Genomic DNA, 18,449 nt, shown 5'->3' with positions numbered 1-18,449 from the left:
CGTAACGGAAGAATCTCCTATGGGAATTTTCAACCAATTGTCTGATGGATCTATATATTTATCTCTGGCTATTCCGGCCTATATTCAAAAAACACATCACGGTCATTCCATTCTACATAGAAGCTGAGACTCTTGACCTTCCATAAGCGGGTATCTATCGTCTGATAGGGCGTCGGTCCCCGCAACTTGGTGGACAGATACACTGGAATGGAATCGGCTGCCTTCAGCGGCAGTACCGCAATATCGTTCTGGCCTTCGCCTAATGCCGCGTCGATCGCTGCCCACTGCTCCGATTCATCGATGATCATCATTGATGACCTCGTCATCCCGTCAAGGATGCCCAACGCTTGGAACGTTCCTTGATCCCAATCGTATCGCATCAGGCGCATCCGATGGCGGTCGTCCTGCTGCTGCTTGACCAGGAACCAGATCTTACGTCCGCTGTCTGATTCACGGTAGACGATATTTCCGAATCCGACATTCGTCCAGCCACGATCCGTCGGGACTTGATCGGAGCGGAATATCAATTGATCCCGTTGATCATCCCCCGTCGTCGTAACCATTTCACCACTCCAGTCCGTAATACGGATGCTGTCGATCTCCTCCATATTGTCGATCAAATATCCCTCACTTCCCTGTGAGAGTGTGAAACGATAAGTGTCCACCCGATAATACGGATCATAATGCGAATAATCAATTTTTGCAGTAACCACCGTCTGACCGTCCGCTTCCACTGCTGTATTAACAATAGTATAGCCAACCTGACGCGGAGAGGTTCCCTTCAAATACCCGGGATCATAGTTGAAAAACTCATGGGCATGCCGTTCGTCGCGATAGATAAGCGCCTCGATCGCCTGCGCTACTACCTCTTCTGGACCGGCCTCTTGCTCTGTCAGCGTATACCGGACAAGCTGCCGCCATATAGTATTCGTCTCAGTGACCTGATACATCGCGATACTCTGGCCGTCGGTATTCCAGGCGAGACCTGTCAATGCGTATGAAGGCTGCTGCCCTGTTTCCTGTGGCTGACCATCCTTCCAAGCGTCCATCGGACGATTGTGCGTAATCCTCTGCTCCGTCCGTCGATCCAGATCCGATACCCAGGCATCCTCCAGCTCCAGGTCGTCGCCATCCTTCCGTACGTAGAGCACATACTTGCCATCCGGGGAGATCACTGGTGAATATCCATCGCCCCATAGCTGCTCGGTGCCGGATTTCAGATCGAGTGTGTAAATCTGCTCCTGCTTGGCATAGAGCAGCTTCTCTTCGTTGAGTAAGTAGGAGGGAGAGCTACCTTTAGTTAAATTCCGCTGCTCGCCGGATTGGAGTTGCATCTCCCAGATCGTATCTACAGCTGGATCTTGGCCTTGGCGGACATAGGCGAGCCGCGTCCCATCCTGCGACCAGGCCAAGCCACTTAGTGGTACCGGGGCTTCCAATACCAGCTTCGTCTGCTCCGTATCTGCAGCCCAAATCTGAAGCTTACGCTCGTCCACATAAGCCAGCTGCTTCCCATCCGGGGAGAGCGCTAGCTCCGACACATCCCCCGATACAATCTGTTCATAGGCCAGTCCACGCTGACGATAGATCCCTTGCTTCGGCACAGCATAATAGGTCGTGTCCTGATCCATCGCCACAGCTACGCTCGTCTCCTGCCCAAGCTGCTGCAAGGTATTGAACTGCAGCTTAAGCTGCAAATCCGCGGCGTTCACGCGCGGTAAATTCTGACCGGGAAGAAGGTTCCAGAGCAGCACTATTGTAGCGATAACCACCGCCGCCGCACCCCAAGTCCATGATTTGTATTTATGCCACCGCCGTTGTTTGCCTTGCTGAGATGGCTCGGTCTTCGTACTCGAATGCTCCTGTCCTTCCTCGATGAGGGTACGCCTTAGCTCCGCCTTGAAATGCTCGTCAACTCGCAGCTGTTCATGAACCTTCTTCAAATCATCGGCCCACTTCGGATTCTGTTCAGACATGATTTATCCCTCCTCCAGGCAGCGATCGATGTCGACCGCAAGTCTTTTCCGAATCCGATGCATACGCGTACGCAACCAGCCCTCCGTCTTGTCCAGCATCCGGCTCATCTCCTGATAGGCGAAGCCGACCATATACTTCAGCTGCACCATCTCCCGCTCCTCTTGCTTCAGCTGGAGCAGCGCTTCCTCCAGGCATTCGTTCTGCACCGACGCCTCCTGGAACATCTCTCTAATATGATCGTAGCCGCTCCGCTCAGGATCGATACCATAGGCGGCTTCCTTCTTGCGGCGATAATGGTCGATAATCCGGTTATGCGCAATGGCGAATAACCAAGCCTTATCATATTCCGGGATCGTCCCCCCATTCTTGCAGCTATATTCCAGCGCCTTGCGAAAAATGTCGCTGACCAGATCGTCCGCATCCCAGCGATTGCCGACCCGAAACAGCACATACCGATACAGATCATCGAAATAGCCATCATATATCTTCAAAAATGCGTCCACGCTCTCACTTCCTTTCTCCTCTTCATGGGGAGTAACGATGGGCCCCTCCTATTTGTGTCACTCAGTCAGAAATATCTTTACGTCCTAGCATTGGCGCCCCAGCAGAAGTGGCCAAAATGCATGATTCAAATGCTTTGAAAACGCTTTTAAAGCGTGGTAGGCTAAATTTATATCGTTCAGTTTTCATTATTTTAACATTAGGAAGTGAGCCATTGTTCCAGTCCTTCAAGTCAAGACTCAAAAAGAAGAATAGTGTCTATATCATCTTCGTCTTGTCTTACATCTCTATTCTGGTTCTTACGCTCTCCAGTGCGTTCGTCTACTATGCCGAGATTAACCAGCGGATTACGAAGCAGACCGAACTGTCCACCGTCACTCTGCTAAATCAGCTTAAGACGGGAATTGAGGACGATCTACTCTATATTAGCGAGCTGAGCCATGAAATTGTGTTCAATAATAAGCTGGAGCTCGCCGCCAAAGGTGCTACGAACAGCTACAGCGAGCTGATGAAGGATATGGCTAGCAAAAGAAAGCCGCGTGAGCTGTTATTCGACTATTTCGTCTATATCAATAGGGTGGATGAGATCATCACACCGAATATTCAAATGGATGCCCAGAGGTTCTTCCATCTGATGTATGAGTTCAAGGATCTGGAGTATGACGACTTCGCCAAGGAATATTTGCACGGCAACCACTTCCAGGAATATATGCCAATCCAGACGATGAATCAATATGAGAGTAATACAATTGAGGTGCTGCCTTATATCCAGTCGTTCCCGATGACGACCAGCTCTGAGCCGTTAGGGCAAGTGATCTTCCTGATCGATGCCCAGAATATGTTCTCGCTAGTTAATCAGATACATCAGGTCACGAATTCGGATGTCTATATCCTGGACAAAAGCAATCGTCTGATCATCAGCTCGGACAATGCGCCGGAGATCGATATCCAGAAGATCGATGAGATGGTCAACGGTAGCAGCACGCCTGAGGAAATTATCAATCGGGTCGTATCGGAGAAGAATGGCTGGAAGTATGTCTCTTCCACCCCGAAGAGCTTGTACTTCAAGGAGAATACGAAGTATTTAATGAATTTTATCGCGATCTTCCTCATCTATCTGATCGGGGGGCTGCTCATCGTCCGCTTCCTGGCCAGACGCAGCTACAAGCCGCTGAAGGAGATCAATGATCTGATCCAATCGCATGCTCAAGCGCCAGGGGAGGGCCGGAATGAATACGAGAACATCAAGAATACGCTGCTCGACCAAATTAAAAATGGCAAAGAGCTGATTGAAGTAATCGAGAAGCAAATTCCGATCGTGCGGCGCGATTATCTGCTAAACCTGATCCGGGGCATGATGACCAATTATGATGAAGCCGCGCAGCAGCTCGCCTCGATCGGCATCGATTTCACCAGTGATACGTTCCTAATCGGTGCGCTGGAGATCGATATGGACAGTTCGTTCTTCATGGATCATGCGAATTTATCGGAAAAGAGTCTGTCGCTTACGCGCGTGGTGGCGGAAAATGTCGGCTGCGAGCTGATGAGTGAATACTTCATTTGTTACTTCCTTGATGCGGGCCGCAGTCAATCGATCTACCTGCTTAATCTGCGCGAGGGTCTGGAAGCTAGTGAGGCGGTCGCTCTGGCCAAGCGGCAGGCAGATGCGCTGATCCAGTTTGCTGCCAAGCATTATCGGTTGAATCTGAATCTGGGCATCAGCACTCCTCATTCACGGCTGGTCAACCTGCAGAATTGTTATGACGAAGCCAAGAAGGCGCTGGAATACAGCAAGCTGCGGGATATGTATGAAACGGTCTGCTTCGGCGATCTGGGTCATCTGCATTTCGACTATTATTATTCGATGGAGACGGAGCATCAGCTGATGGAACTGTTGAAGAGGGGGCAGTATGTGGAAGCGAAGGAGTTCCTGAATACGGTCTTCGAGATTAATATGTCGAAGCGGATCGGGGTCGGGGCCGCCAGGCTGCTACTCTACGAGATCGCCTCCACTCTGCTGAAAGTTATGAATTTCTCTCTAGTTGCTAGAGGGGATGAGCCTGTGACCGATGAGCGGATCATTGAACAGTTGATCGGCAATTCTTCACTCGATGGGGCCAAGCGGCGCTTCCTGGACATGACCGACAAGATCGCTGAACTGTCAGACCATCGGGTCATCAGCAAGACGGAGAAGCTGGTCCAGCGGATTGCCGAATATATCGATGAGAACGCGGGAGAACACTGGCTCGATCTGAACCGCCTATCACAGGAATTCGAGGTCACGCCTCAGTATATCTCTAATGTGTTCAAGAAGTATAAGCATGAGAATGTGAAGGATTACATCGCCAAGCATATGCTGGGCCGAGCCAAGGAACTGCTCGTCACGACCGATCTGTCCGTACGGGAGATCGCCCTGCAATTGGGCTATGCCAGCGAGGTCGGGATTACCCGTCTGTTCAAGAAGTACGAGGGGCTAACGCCGGGGGATTATCGACTGGAGTATAAGGATGGGAGGAAGGATTTTCAGGGTTAGCTAGGTTGGGTAGGAAAGTCGGAACTCTGAAGTAGCAGCATCATTGGTAGTCCGCACCAGTCCGCACCACCATTAGTCGCAACCTCTAATTGCAAAAAGTACACTTAATTCTCCGGATTACTGGGCGGCGCCGTATATAAATGTATTTTGTACACTTAAAATAACCATTCCGGGTAGAATGATGGGAACCGGTTATTTTAAGTGTACGTTGTGCAACTAAAGTTAGGTTGGAAGGATTTCCGCAAATTTAGCTGTACTATGTGCAATTAGAGCTGTAAGGATGTGATGAAATGGACTGGCTATCGACTGGCTGGCATACGGTTGTTCATAGTACACAGTTAATGGGATTTTCAGATAAGTAATGGCACTTTCAGATAGCGACGGTAATAACTGCAGATATACATCTATTCTCCAGAAATTAAGTTGGAATCTACGAATAGCCGCGTATATTCAACTATATTTCTATTTTATCGCCATAATGAGGCCAATCACGCAAAATAAGTGTAGAAACGCAGTTATTTCCCATCTATTGTTCATAATGAAGCTGCATAAAAACACTTATTTACAGCGAATGTAGGTGAGTGCTGCATAAGTTGGTGAAGTATTTATTAATTTTGTAAGTTGTGTGTACTTTAGCGCGAGTGTTGAACACTTTGTCGAATATTTACTGTTGTTGCGCCTACAATTCGTCTCGCACTTTAATTTTGGCGGTTACTGTCTGGGCGCCTTGGCGGGTGATGTCGATGCCGTCTGTGAAGTGGCAGTCCTGGACGATATTGGGGCGGCGCGAACGCGCACTGCGCTGGGTGAAGATCAGCTTGTCGGCGGTGCAGCCGCGGATCTGCACTCCATCGGCGTTTATTAGCATCGTGCCGCATTGGGGATAGCTCTGTGTCTTCGTGATATGCACATCCTCCAGCGTCAGGTCGGAGACCTTGGCGCGGGCGATCATCCAGCAGCCGGAGTGCCGCTTTACGGCAATTCTTCGGGCGCTCTCGCCCCAGGTCGGCCCGCTGTTGGCGAAGGAGATCAGACCGGAGTTGCCGACATAGGTCAGATCATGCTCGAACTGGCCGTGCGTTACGAAGGCACCGTGATAATCGCCATCGCCATGGCAATTCTCGACCATGCTGTAGGCGCTTCCTGTGAAGTCGTTAAGATGACGCGCATTGCTGGTCGTACAGTCCCGCACCTTGCCGTATAGGCAATGGATCTGCTGCGTCAAGTAACCTGTGCCGCCCACGACGACTTCGACGGGGTTAACAAGCGTGCAGCGCTCCGTCACATAATGTGTATTATGTCTGCGCATAATAACCGGCCAATAGGTGTGATAGGCCTTGAGCCCGGAGACATCGCACTCCACCGCATATTCGAGCGCTAATGGTTGGACTCCCCGTTCCTCACCGCCGTCATTCCCCCAGAACACCATATTACGTACATGGACGTGGCGAACGGGCTCAACTCTCTGATAAGTGACTACGCGTCCTGTGGCCAGCTCCCAGCCTATCTTATAGTTGAACCGTACATGGGTTGCATCGATAATCTCCGTCACCATCAGCAGCTTGTCGATTTCCTTCTCTTCCTTGCCCGCCAAAGGATTTACCGATACGACCCACCAGTCGTATACCTGAAAGGCACTGCTGTCGGCCACCTCGAAGATATCCTCTAATTCCCGCAGCGGCTCGGTTAATACTAACCGCTGCCTCACCTCGGTCACTCTGCCGCAAAAATGCATCACTGCACCAAAGGGATCATTATGCTTGGCTGGCTCGATCCCATCCGTAGTTATCGTGCAATGATGGAAGTCCAACTCCAGCCCGCTGCGCTGGAACTTATGGCGCTTCGTAAAGCGCAGATCGGTATAGGCCTCAATCCGCTTGATCTCCGGATCATTGACCATCACCTCAAGCGCATGATCCGCGGGCCGCTCGGGACCAAAGATACCAAAATAACGGAAGTCACCTACGCCGCCATGAAGCAGCCGCCATCTGCCCGGAGGCAGGGTTGCACTCGCCTGACCAGAGGGCCGATCAGCTGGCCCCGCCAACCCAGCCACAGCCCCACCAACGCCGCCTTCAGTTCCCTCGAGCTCACCCTCGCCATCTCTGGCTCCCTCAAACTCGGCCTCACCAACTTCGACTCCCTCAAGCTCGCCCCCGCAATCTCCGGCTCCCTCAAACTCGACCTCGCCAATCTCGGCTCCCTCAAGCTTAGCTCCGCCAACGCTCCCCGCCGACTCAGGCGCGATCACCGTGCCGCCGTTAGGGCTGAGCGTGCATTCCGGCTGCCACTGCAGCCGGATGACGACCCCGCCCGCCCCGCTTGAACCACCTGGCCTGCCGTCGTCAGAACCCCCGGCCAGCCCGGTCTGTCCGGGGAAGCGGGATAGAATGGCGGTATCGCCATTCTGCAGTCTCTCCACCGGCAAGGTCATTAACGCCTCGATCGAATCGATATGATAGATCACCTGTAGCCCTCCGTTCGCTTGTTAGATACCTGGTTTATTTTATCGCTTCGTTCCATCTCTGTAGTGCCGCTGTCTTGATCTCGAGCAGCTCTGGCAGCCCCATTTTATCCAGTGTCTCAATATAGCTGTTGAAGTTATCCAGATTCTCCTCGCCGATGATGAACTTCGTCGTCATCAAGTTAACGTAAGTGAGAAGATCGTTCTCGATCACATTTCCTCTCTCCGATTCCTTGGCCGTGAAGCGAGCGTTGACGGGATAAGCATCTCGATAGTAAGGCACCTGATTCTCCCTCACCTGCCTGACCTTATTCTCCATCAAAGGATAATTGACAGGGATAGCGTCAAAATCCAGCAGTCCAGGCAGCCCCATATTCACGGAAACCGTCTTGTTAATATCGCTAAATCCGGTGGTAGGCTCGATCCATTCATAATAAGTCTTACTCTCATCTGTATACTTCCAGTGCTCGCCTTCATAGCCGAGGAAGACTGTATTGCCCGAGAAGCCATCTATCGCCTTCTCCTCCGTCGCATAGAACATATCGAGCAGCCGGATCGCGGCCTCCGGATATTTGCATTTATCGGTGATGACAGCGCGGCTGGTGTATAGGCTATCCGGCGTCTTCACGACTCGCTTATCATTCGTCGGTGAAGTAAGGGGAACCAAGCTTAGCTGCTCAGTCTTGGTCGTCTCAGGGTCGAGCAAGGTTGGGGAAGCGTTATATACGCCCACTAATCCACCCTTTATCTTCGCTTGCCACTGCTGAGCCGTCTGGGTCGAGAATTCCCGGTCGATCAAGCCCTCCTTATACAACTTATGGGTATAAGCCAGAGCCTCTTTATACTCCGGCATCGCCGGAACGTAGACCACCTCGCCAGCGTCATTGATGTCAAAGCCGATCCCGCCGGTCATCCCGGTAAATGCAGGGAGCAGCAGGTTCTGAAAAGCCGTCAATCCAACAACCGAGAACGGAATCTCATCATTCGGATCACCATTGCCGTTAGCATCCTGTTCCTTGAATGCCTTCAGCATCGCATACAGCTCATCTGTCGTTGTCGGAGGGGTCTCGATCCCGACATTCTTCATCCATTGAGAATCGAAAAAGCCCAGATGCCCTTGCGTGGTTGCTGTCTTGAAATAGTAAGGCAGGCCGTAGATTTTGCCATCCATTGAGGTGACAGAAGCTTTAATCGCTGGCTCCTTATCAAGCAGCGCCTTAATATTCGGGGCATACTGGTCGATCAGATCGGTCAGATCAAGGAAGATGCCTTGCGGACCATAGGTTTCTTCATCGATCTTCTCCGCGCCTCTTAAGATCAAATCGGGATATTCGCCACCGACTAACGCGATATTTTTCTTCTCTTTGAAGGTATCCTCTTCCGCCAGCTCAAACTTCAAATCGATATTCGTCTTCTCCGCCAACCGCTTGAATAGCTCCAGCTCGCTCCAATCGGTGCCGCCCGGGTCCTTCATGCCCATGACCGTCAGCGTAATTCTCTCTTTCGTGATCGGATACTCGCCGACCGGGTTCAGATAATCCGGACCCGCCCCTGTCTCCTCCTTGCTGTTCGAGGCTGAGGAATTGCCCTCGGTCGAATTCGTTCCCGTCGCGCAGCCCATGAGTGAGGACAGTACCAGAATCGCGGCCATCAGCCATGCCATACTTCTTACTTTTACCCCTTTGTTCATCCCTTGCTCCTCCTCTTGATATGTTGATCTATCAGCCTTTCACCGATCCAAGCGTGACCCCCTTGACAAAATACTTCTGCACGAAGGGATACATCGCCATCACCGGTAAAGAAGCAACAACAATAAGCGCATACTTGATCTGCTCCGCCGTGCGCAGCTCTTCCTTCAACAGTCCCGCCGTATCTCCACCTTGCTGCAATAGATTGGCGTTGAACTGGCTCTTGAGCAGGGTCTCGCGCAGCACAATCTGTAGCGGCTGCCACTGCTCATCCCGGATATAGATCAAGGCGGTGAAGTAGCCGTTCCAATGAGCGACCGCGCTGAACAAGGCCATCACCGCGACTATCGCCGTAGATAACGGAAGCACGACCTGCAGGAAGAGACGCAGGTTAGAGCAGCCATCCATCTGCGCCGCTTCCTGAACCTCCAACGGAATCGTCGTCTGGAAGAATGTCCTCGTAATAATTATATTCGTCATGGAGGTGGCCCCCAGAATGACCATCACCCAGGGTGAATTGTACAGCCCGACGCTCTTCACGGTCATGAACGTAGGGATCAGCCCGCCGGAGAAGAACATCGTGATCAGGAACATGATAGTGAAGAATTTATTCCCTATGAAATCCTTGCGCGACAGCGCATATCCCGCCAGCACAGTAACGACCACATTGATCGCCGTACCGCCGGTCGTGTACAGAATCGTGTTGAAATATCCTCGCAAGATGCTGTTATCCTTGAAAATGCTCTTATAGCCGATGAAGGAGATGTCCTTGGGCCACAGCAGCATTTTGCCGGAATTGACCAGATCCGGGTTACTAATCGAAGCGCTTACAATAAACCATAATGGATATAGCGTAAGCAGCAGGATAACCAGCAGAATGATCCTATTCATCAGATTGAACAGCTGGTCAGATTTCGTCTCTCTCACCTGCATGTGATCTCCCCCTTACCACAATGACGTCTCGCCGACTTTACGGGCAATCCTGTTGACCATTATGAGCAGCGCCAGATTAATGAGATTGTTGAACAGACCTACCGCAGACGACAGACTGTACTGTGCCTTCTGCAGCCCGAGCTTGTACACATAGGTGGATATGACCTCCGAACTGGCGATATTGATGTCCTTCTGCATCAGCAGCACTTTCTCGAAGCTGACATTCATGATCCCGCCGACACTGATGATGAGCATAATAATGATCGTCGGCATAATCGCCGGAATATTGATGTGAATTACCCGTTGAAGACGGGTCGCCCCATCGATCGTAGCTGCTTCGTGCAGTTCAGGGGACACCCCGGCCAGCGCTGCGAAATAGATAACTGATCCGTACCCGGTTGCCTGCCACACGCCAGACCATACATACATATGATCGAATAACGATTCTTTTTGCAAAAATAATACCGGCTCCAGCCCGAACAATCCGATGAGTTGGTTCATCAACCCCGAGTTGGAGAAGAACAGGTCGATCATGCCTACCAGAACAACGGTAGAAATGAAATATGGAATATAGGTAATATTCTGAACCAGCCGCTTGAACCGGGTGCTGCGGACCTCGTTAATCATCAGAGCCAATATAATCGGAGCTGGAAAGCTGACGAGCAGATAATATAGGGAAATCCGGACCGTGTTCCACAGAATCTCGCCAAACCGCACGGAGCTGAAGAAAGTGATAAAATGCTTCAGTATCGGATCAGCCCAGGGACTGCCTCCGAACCCCTTCGTAGCGATAAAGTCCTTGAATGCAATCTGCACGCCGTACATCGGAATGTAAGCAAATATGAAAAAGTATAAAAATGCCGGAAGTATAAATAAGTATAGTGCCTTGTTGCGTTTTACCATCAGCCATTTGTAATTTTTCCTTGGTGTCAATGTCGTTGTCAGTTCCGCCCCTGCCGGAGCGCGCTGCTGCTGCACTATCTTCAAATTGGTCCCCCTCCTGTTGTGATGAATAAGGCTCCAAAGCTAAGCTTGCAACATGCCCTAATCATAGGAGGCGTCCGCTGGTTAAGTAAATCGCCATTATTTAATTTCATGCCATCAAAATTTAAAATATTAAATAATGAACGTCAAGCTTAAATGATGATCGTTTACTTTGGTCTTTATAGAGTATAAAAAAAGAACGCATCTCCTGTCCCAGGAAAGCGCTCTGCGGTATCAAACTAGCCGCTTCTACACACTAGCACGCTTTTGCAGCGGCAGCATCTGATATTCTTTTTTATATAAGTCATAAAAATGAGTTTTATTCTGAAAGCCGACCTGTTCGATGATGTCCTGGATCGGCAAATGGGTGGATTCAATCAGCAGGTTGGCAGCTAGGATCTTCTGCTTATTCACCAGTTCTGTGAAGGTGGAGCCGGTTTTCTGCTTAATCACATTGCTCAAGTAGTTCTTGTTATATCCTAATTTCTCCGCCGCCGAGCTTAATGTAATATCGCGGTATTCCCGCTCGATTAATTGCAGCGTTTGAAGGGCAACATTATTCGTCTCAGAATAGATGCGCTTGGCTTCATCGGATAGATAAGTATCGCATTTACGCACAAGCTCAGTGAAGAGGATCGGCAGATACAGGGCGATCATCTTGGTCGAGAATTCCTCATCCCGATAATATTCCGTAATGATCTGATCGAGGATCTGTTGGATATGCGGGATATTGGCGCTCTTGAAAATAATATATTTCCTCATCGGATTGCCTTCCACCGCCGAGCTCAGCAGAAAATCATACACCAGACTATTTCTCTTCTTAATCCCTGCCAGCCATTCCAGATTGATATTCTGATCCCGGAACAAAATATTGATGAGAATATCATCATCGCCCAGCGCTTTAATGGAGTGACTGGATCTATCATCCAGCAGCAACAGCTCCCCCTCCTGCAACAACTCCTCTTTGCCTTCAATGATCTGCCGACACTGCCCGTGCAGCATATAGTTCAGCTCCAGAAATTGATGCGAATGACGAGGGTAATCGGCATAACGATTATGTCTGCTAATATAAATATCCTTGTTCTTAAAAAAATACTCGTTCAGCAAGTTCATATTTCCATTCTTGTTTGAGAACGATTTCTGCGGATAATCCATGATGAATTGGCCGGTTTCTTTTTGCCTTTTTTCGATGCTGTTTACATGATAGAGCCGCTTTCTAATCCCCTCATCCATCTGATCACAACCTGTATATTTGATACTATTATTATAATTTTGCGTCATTGTAAACGCAACCATTAAGTCATATATTGTGATTAAGCGCTTAATAAAATGTGAAGGAGGGTTATTCGTGGGTAGTATGAATCAGAGTAAAAAAGGCACCATTGCGGTATCACTCACGAACTACTTGGACTCGGGTTGTATCGTTGCAGGGGCAAGCGGCTTGACTCTATGGGCTGCGAAATTCGATCTTAGCAGTTTTGCGGTAGGTTTGCTTGGGGCGGTAAGCGCCAATGCATTCGGCTCAGCTTTCGGGGCGCTCATCGGTGGGCATCTGTCAGATAAGTATGGACGCAAATTCATCTACACTTATAACTTGCTCGTCTATATCCTCGGGGTTGTCCTCATTATGTTCTCTATGAACTTCCCGATGCTGTTAATCGGGTTCCTGATCACCGGTTTATCGGTAGGTGCCGGGGTTCCGGCTTCATGGACATATATTTCCGAAATGGCCGATCCGAAGACCCGGGCCAGGAATATCGGCATTTCCCAATTTGCCTGGTCTTTGGGGCCTGCTATTATCTTCACCTTAGGGATTATCGTATCTCCGTTAGGTCTTTTAGGTAATCGCTTACTATTCCTGTCTTTACTTATTGTAGCGGTTGTCGCCTGGTCCTTACAGCGGCGGCTGGATGAATCGAAGGACTGGGAAGCAGAGCAGGCCAAGCTTAACCAGAGCGGGACTAAGCCGGAGCATCCTTTTAAAAGTGTATTCTCTAATATAGTCAATGTTAAATCTATCTTATTCCTGGTCGGCGTATATATGTTCTGGAATCTGGTTGCCGGAGCGATGGGATTCTTCATGCCCTTCGTCTATGAGACGGTGGGCGGGCTAACCAATACAGAGGCGAACCTGCTTCAAGCTGTGCTCTGGATTCTGACGTCAGTGGCCACCTACTTCGGCTTTGCCCGATTCGGCGACCGCGTCAGTCATCGCTGGTTGTTCTTCGTCGGCGCAGCAATGGCCGCAGCGTCTTGGGTAGTGCTCACTTATGTCGGCATGTCCTGGGCAGGTCTGTGGAGCTTCGTGATTCTCTGGGGGATCTCGGCAGGGATCGGCGCGCAAGCGTTCTACGCCCTATGGTCAACAGAGCTCTTCCCTACAAAATACCGCGGCGGCGTCCAGGGAATTATGTTCTTCCTTGTTCGCGGCAGCGCCGGCATTTGGTCGATCGTCTTCCCGATTATTCTCGCCAACCTCGTATTCACGGTAGCGGGAACGATCATGATCGTCCTGCTTATCATTTCGCTGTTGATCGGTGTGACCTGGACACCGAGTACCCGCGGCCGGACTTTGGATGATATTACGAAGGAACGTTATGGCAATCTTGATGCGTGACGCTTGACACTTAACGCTGGCCACCAACGGGCCAAAACATGGGCTTAACATCAAGGGGAAGTGATTAGAATGACAAATTACGTGGCGGTCGATATCGGCGCATCCAGCGGACGGCTTATGCTCGGCAAGCTGGAGGAGGGGAAGCTGAAGCTTCGCGAGGTACATCGCTTCAAGAACAGCTTCACCTTCCGTGACGGGCATGATCGATGGGATATCAATGCCCTGATCGGCGAAATCTTCACCGGACTCGAAAAATTAAAGCAAGAGGGCATCACGGAATGCTCGCTCGGGATTGATACCTGGGCGGTGGATTACGTACTTATAGGGCCGGATGGCGAGAAACTAGGTGACCCGATCAGCTATCGGGACAGCCGGACGGAGGGCAAAATTGCCGAGCTGACTGCTAAAATTTCAAAGCATGATATTTACCAAAAGACCGGGATTCAATTCCTGGAGCTGAACACGCTGTATCAGCTGTATGCGGAAGATCCCGAGCTCCTTAGACAGGCCGAGCATATCTTGCTCATTCCAGATTATATCGGCTATGTACTGACCGGGAAGAGGGTCGCTGAGGCGACCAACGCCTCCACTACGCAACTGCTGAATTTGCACGAACGGGGCTTTGATAAGGACTTATTGGACTTTTTGCACATAAATCCGAGTCAGTTTGCCGAGCTGACTGAGGCAGGGACCTACTTAGGCGAGATACAGTCGAAATGGTATGAAAAATACGATATTCCCGCTTGCCGCGTCATCACCGTAGCGACACATGATACGGCCTCTGCAGTGGTAGGAACGCCCGCCCAAGGTGAGAACTGGGCCTTCCTGAGCAGTGGCACCTGGTCGCTGATCGGGATGGAGCTGCAAGAACCGGTTTGTGAGCCTCTGGCCTTTGCAGAGAACTACACCAATGAATGGGGGGCATACGGCACCTATCGCTTTCTGAAAAACATCATGGGCTTGTGGATGGTACAGGAGATCGCCAGGAATTCGGATTACAAGCTCAGCTTCGCGGAAATGGCGGATCAAGCCGGCCAGCTTCCGTTCTTTACACAGATTATTGACGTCAATGATCCGAGATTCAATCATCCGGACCAGATGATGACCGAGATTCAAAATCATTGTCGGGAGACGTGCCAGGAGGTTCCAGAGTCGATTGGCGAGCTGACCAATAGTGTGTATGGCAGCCTGGCGCTGCGTTATGCCAAAGAGTTGGAGCAAATGAAGCGGATTACCGGGCGGGATATCGAGGCGCTCTATATCGTTGGCGGTGGCAGTAATGTGGAAATTCTCAACCAGCTGACCGCCAATCTGGCAGGGATTACGGTATATGCCGGCCCTTCCGAGGCAACCGCGATCGGTAATCTATGTGTGCAAATGATCGCTAGTGGTGAGCTGGCGAACGTGCAGGAAGCACGTGAACGGATTCGGAACTCTTTTGCCATCGAAAGATATGAGCCACAGCAAGTAAACTCAACCGATATGCTGGAGGCTTACAACGAATTCATCAACAATCAATCACTTGGGAGGTTATGATCATGAGTCAAGTAGAAGCACGTTATCAAGCAGCGAAGGAACGTTATGCAGCGATCGGGGTCGATACGGACCAGGCACTGAATAAGTTAAAGGATATTAAGATTTCGGTACATTGCTGGCAGGGGGATGATGTAAAAGGCTTCATGAACCCGGACGGCGAGCTGACCGGCGGGATTATGGCGACTGGCAATTATCCGGGTGCCGCCAGAACTCCTGAAGAGCTGCGCGCCGATCTGGAGAAAGCCTTCTCCCTAATCCCTGGCAAGCATAAGGTGAATCTGCACGCGATCTATATGGATACTAATGAGAAGGTAGACCTGAACGAGATCGAGCCGAAGCATTTCGCACCATGGGTGGAATGGGCCAAGAAGCAAGGACTGGGACTGGACTTCAACCCGACATTTTTCTCTCATCCGATGTTTAAAGATAATTACACATTGGCTTCCCCGGACAAGGATGTTCGCGACTTCTGGGTCGAGCATGGTAAACGCACCCGTAAAATCGCTGAATATTTCGGTAAGGAGCTGGGTCAGACCAGCATCAACAACTTCTGGGTTCCGGACGGAATGAAGGACAATCCGATTGACCGACTCAATCCACGCAAGCGTCTGATGGAAGCACTCGATGAAATATTCGCTGAGAAGCTGGATGAAGCTTATACGCAGGAATCGGTCGAAAGCAAGCTGTTCGGTATCGGGGCGGAGGCATACACGGTCGGATCGCATGAATTTTACATGGGCTATGGCATTACGCGCGATAAACTAATTTGTCTTGATGCTGGACACTTCCATCCAACAGAGGTTATATCCAACAAGCTGTCTTCACTGGCCTTGTTCAGCAAGGGGATCATGCTGCATGTCAGCCGTCCGGTTCGCTGGGATAGCGACCATGTCGTATTGATGGATGATGAGCTGGTGGAGATCGGCCGCGAGTTAGTCCGTAATGACCTGCTCGACGTGACCAATATCGGACTAGACTACTTCGATGCCACGATCAACCGTGTAGCCGCCTGGGTTGTCGGCACGCGCAACACACAGAAGGCTCTGCTGAAGGCCTTGCTGGAACCGACGGCTGAGTTGAAGAAGCTGGAGCTGGCGAATGATTTCACGGCACGCATGGTCATGACCGAAGAGCTGAAGGATTTTCCTTACAGTGATGTATGGAACTATTTCTGTGAGATGAATGGTGTTCCTGTGGGCCTCGACTGGTTCAAGGAAGCCAAGGCTTATGAAGAGGGCGTACTTCTTAAACGCTAGAGCATTAGCTATATGAGTTGAACTGCCGGGCGGACTGCATTTTTACACTTGGACCCTCCGGTTGATTCAACTTGTATAGGAATCATAACGAGAGGAGCTGCATCATGGAAAGAATCGCATGCATCATGTATTTATATCCTGGCAATCAATTCGAATACCAAAAACGGCATCAAGAGCTATGGCCAGAAATGAAGCAGGCCTTGAAGGAACACGGGGCTTCCAACTACTCAATCTTCCTTGATCAGGAGACCGATACGCTGTTCGCTTATCTGGAAGTGGATAACAAGGCTGCCTACGACAAAATCGCCGAGACAGAAATCTGCAAGAAATGGTGGGCCTATATGGCGCCGATTATGAAGTCCAACGCGGACAATAGCCCTGTGGCGAAGGATCTGAAGCAGGTGTTCTACTTAGCATGACCTGGCGTCAGCCATTAGTAGGGGCCGCAGGCATGCGGCTCCCTTTCTTCAAAGTTAGTTGTGCAGGGAGAGTAGGCACGAAGGGCTTAGGTAGCTTTGGTAGCGTTAGTGCACTATGAGGAGCTGGCAGCCCGCAGTTATGTGGGAGGGGCGCTCTCTTCAGAAGTACCTATACCCTGTCATGTGAAAATAATAACAAACATTTGATTATCGAGAAGCTACTGAATCTGGACAAAGTTAATGTCTCTAATGAAACAGGGTATCGCTATTTAGCTAAAAAGAGGGCGTTTAGGTGGTTTGGGACCGGAATAACGATACGGAGTTTCGTTAGAGAATCCAAGGGCAAGAGTTTCTTCAACAAATAGGAATGAGAGGTGGAAGTCATTATGATCAACAGAATGATTCTAAATGAGACATCATATTTCGGAAAAGGCGCGATTGCTAAAATTGCGGATGAAGTCAAGAAGCGCGGTTTGCAAAAAGGACTCGTAGTAACCGACAAAGGACTGGTGGACTGTGGTGTAGTTCGAAAAGTGACGGATATTCTGGATCAGAATAATCTGGCTTACGACATCTTCGACGGGATTATGCCTAATCCGACCATGGAAGTGGTCAAGAAAGGCGTAACCGTACTTACCGAGTCGAAGGCGGATTATATTCTGGCCGTCGGCGGCGGCTCTCCGATGGATACAGCCAAAGCGATGGGCATCATCTCTACCAATCCTGAGCATGCGGATATCCTTAGCCTCGAGGGCGAGCCAGGCACGAGAAACCCGAGCCTGCCGATTCTTGCGGTTCCGACAACATCCGGGACAGCGGCCGAAGTGACGATCAACTATGTGATTACCGATGAGCAGAACAACCGCAAATTCGTCTGCGTCGATCCGCATGATACCCCGGTCTGTGCCTTTGTCGATAGCGAGATGATGATGGGGATGCCTAGAGCTCTCTGTGCCGCAACCGGTATGGACGCGCTGACGCATGCCATCGAGGGTTATATTACTAAAGGGGCGTGGGAGCTTACAGACACCCTCCATCTCAAGGCGATCGAAATCATCAGCAGCGCGCTCCCGGCCTCGGTCGAAGGCGATATTAAGGCCCGCGAACGGATGGCGCTGGGGCAATATATGGCAGGTATGGGCTTCTCCAATGTCGGTCTGGGACTCGTACATGGCATGGCGCACCCCTTGAGCGCTTGGTATAACGTCCCCCATGGCGTGGCCTGTGCTTCGCTGCTGCCTATCGTCATGGATTACAACAAAGACTATACAGGTGAGAAATACCGCCATATTGCTGCGGTCATGGGTATTCCCCATGCAGAGAGCCTCCCGCTTGACGAAGTCCGCACCCAAGCCGTTCAAGCCGTACGTGATCTCGGCAAACGAGTAGGCATCCCGCAGAATATTAGCGAGCTTGGCGTTAAAGAGAAGGATCTTGAGGTCATTGCCAAGGATGCGCTCGCTGATGTCTGCACCGGAGGCAACCCGCGCGACACCAACTTGGATGATATTTTAGCACTATATAGAGCGATGATGTAGCAA

At 50.5% G+C, this 18,449-nt stretch carries 13 protein-coding genes; 6 read left to right on the top strand and 7 right to left on the bottom strand.

Translation table 11 applies throughout. The features are described 5' to 3' along the window. Positions 1-68: 68 nt before the first annotated feature. Positions 69-1,976 carry a TolB family protein gene (locus BFJ94_RS20980; RefSeq protein ID WP_120464379.1) on the bottom strand — a complete coding sequence of 636 codons (1,908 nt, stop codon included), beginning with the start codon at positions 1,974-1,976 and terminating at the stop codon, positions 69-71. A 3-nt stretch (positions 1,977-1,979) separates the two neighbouring features. After that, entirely contained in the window at positions 1,980-2,480 is a 501-nt protein-coding gene (locus BFJ94_RS20975) for an RNA polymerase sigma factor (RefSeq protein ID WP_162944359.1), read from the bottom strand. A gap of 212 nt (positions 2,481-2,692) precedes the next feature. Between BFJ94_RS20975 and BFJ94_RS20970 the strand changes: the two genes are divergently transcribed. Then, on the top strand, positions 2,693-5,011 hold the full coding sequence (locus BFJ94_RS20970; RefSeq protein WP_162944358.1) for a helix-turn-helix transcriptional regulator: 2,319 nt from the start codon (positions 2,693-2,695) through the stop codon (positions 5,009-5,011). Positions 5,012-5,690: 679 nt separating this feature from the next. On the opposite strand, the gene BFJ94_RS20965 is transcribed toward BFJ94_RS20970, so the two are convergent. The 5 genes from BFJ94_RS20965 to BFJ94_RS20945 form a co-directional block, all read right to left on the bottom strand. Next, positions 5,691-7,478 (bottom strand): hypothetical protein, encoded by a 1,788-nt coding sequence (locus BFJ94_RS20965; RefSeq protein ID WP_120464376.1) that lies wholly within the window; start codon positions 7,476-7,478, stop codon positions 5,691-5,693. Between the two features lie 34 nt (positions 7,479-7,512). Next, a complete protein-coding gene (locus tag BFJ94_RS20960; RefSeq protein ID WP_120464375.1) occupies positions 7,513-9,165 on the bottom strand; it encodes an extracellular solute-binding protein in 1,653 nt (550 codons plus the stop codon). A gap of 31 nt (positions 9,166-9,196) precedes the next feature. Then, positions 9,197-10,096, bottom strand: coding sequence for a carbohydrate ABC transporter permease (locus tag BFJ94_RS20955; RefSeq protein WP_120464374.1), 900 nt, complete (start codon positions 10,094-10,096; stop codon positions 9,197-9,199). Between the two features lie 12 nt (positions 10,097-10,108). After that, positions 10,109-11,083 carry an ABC transporter permease gene (locus tag BFJ94_RS20950; RefSeq protein ID WP_438803707.1) on the bottom strand — a complete coding sequence of 325 codons (975 nt, stop codon included), beginning with the start codon at positions 11,081-11,083 and terminating at the stop codon, positions 10,109-10,111. 246 nt (positions 11,084-11,329) lie between these two features. Next, the gene (locus BFJ94_RS20945) at positions 11,330-12,313 is read right to left on the bottom strand and encodes an AraC family transcriptional regulator (RefSeq protein ID WP_120465343.1); all 984 of its coding nucleotides are present in this window, start codon (positions 12,311-12,313) and stop codon (positions 11,330-11,332) included. Between the two features lie 124 nt (positions 12,314-12,437). Here BFJ94_RS20945 and BFJ94_RS20940 point away from each other — a divergent pair, with 124 nt between their 5' ends. The 5 genes from BFJ94_RS20940 to fucO all read left to right on the top strand — a co-directional run bounded on the left by BFJ94_RS20940 (position 12,438) and on the right by fucO (position 18,446). Further along, entirely contained in the window at positions 12,438-13,697 is a 1,260-nt protein-coding gene (locus BFJ94_RS20940; protein WP_120465342.1) for an MFS transporter, read from the top strand. A 69-nt stretch (positions 13,698-13,766) separates the two neighbouring features. Then, positions 13,767-15,233, top strand: coding sequence for a rhamnulokinase (gene rhaB, locus BFJ94_RS20935; protein WP_120464373.1), 1,467 nt, complete (start codon positions 13,767-13,769; stop codon positions 15,231-15,233). Then, a complete protein-coding gene (gene rhaA, locus BFJ94_RS20930) occupies positions 15,230-16,489 on the top strand; it encodes an L-rhamnose isomerase (protein ID WP_229717140.1) in 1,260 nt (419 codons plus the stop codon). Before rhaB ends, rhaA begins: the two co-directional genes overlap by 4 nt. A 104-nt stretch (positions 16,490-16,593) precedes the next feature. Beyond that, positions 16,594-16,908: an L-rhamnose mutarotase gene (gene rhaM / locus BFJ94_RS20925; RefSeq protein WP_120464371.1), complete on the top strand. Its 315-nt coding sequence runs from the start codon at positions 16,594-16,596 to the stop codon at positions 16,906-16,908. A gap of 386 nt (positions 16,909-17,294) precedes the next feature. Next, entirely contained in the window at positions 17,295-18,446 is a 1,152-nt protein-coding gene (fucO, locus tag BFJ94_RS20920) for a lactaldehyde reductase (protein ID WP_120464370.1), read from the top strand. Positions 18,447-18,449: the final 3 nt, after the last annotated feature.

This window comes from Paenibacillus aceti (assembly GCF_003614185.1).
Classification (GTDB): domain Bacteria; phylum Bacillota; class Bacilli; order Paenibacillales; family Paenibacillaceae; genus Fontibacillus; species Fontibacillus aceti.
Note: the sequence above shows the minus strand (reverse complement) of the source record. Positions and strands in the feature narration are given on the sequence as shown.

Bases quoted from the DNA above. Each gene is read 5' to 3' on its own strand.
- fucO (WP_120464370.1), top strand. From the start codon at position 17,295: ATGATCAACAGAATGATTCTAAATGAGACATCATATTTCGGAAAAGGC.
- BFJ94_RS20980 (WP_120464379.1), bottom strand. From the start codon at position 1,976: ATGTCTGAACAGAATCCGAAGTGGGCCGATGATTTGAAGAAGGTTCAT.
- BFJ94_RS20955 (WP_120464374.1), bottom strand. From the start codon at position 10,096: ATGCAGGTGAGAGAGACGAAATCTGACCAGCTGTTCAATCTGATGAAT.
- rhaA (WP_229717140.1), top strand. From the start codon at position 15,230: ATGATCATGAGTCAAGTAGAAGCACGTTATCAAGCAGCGAAGGAACGT.
- BFJ94_RS20940 (WP_120465342.1), top strand. From the start codon at position 12,438: ATGAATCAGAGTAAAAAAGGCACCATTGCGGTATCACTCACGAACTAC.
- rhaM (WP_120464371.1), top strand. From the start codon at position 16,594: ATGGAAAGAATCGCATGCATCATGTATTTATATCCTGGCAATCAATTC.
- rhaB (WP_120464373.1), top strand. From the start codon at position 13,767: ATGACAAATTACGTGGCGGTCGATATCGGCGCATCCAGCGGACGGCTT.
- BFJ94_RS20945 (WP_120465343.1), bottom strand. From the start codon at position 12,313: ATGGATGAGGGGATTAGAAAGCGGCTCTATCATGTAAACAGCATCGAA.
- BFJ94_RS20960 (WP_120464375.1), bottom strand. From the start codon at position 9,165: ATGAACAAAGGGGTAAAAGTAAGAAGTATGGCATGGCTGATGGCCGCG.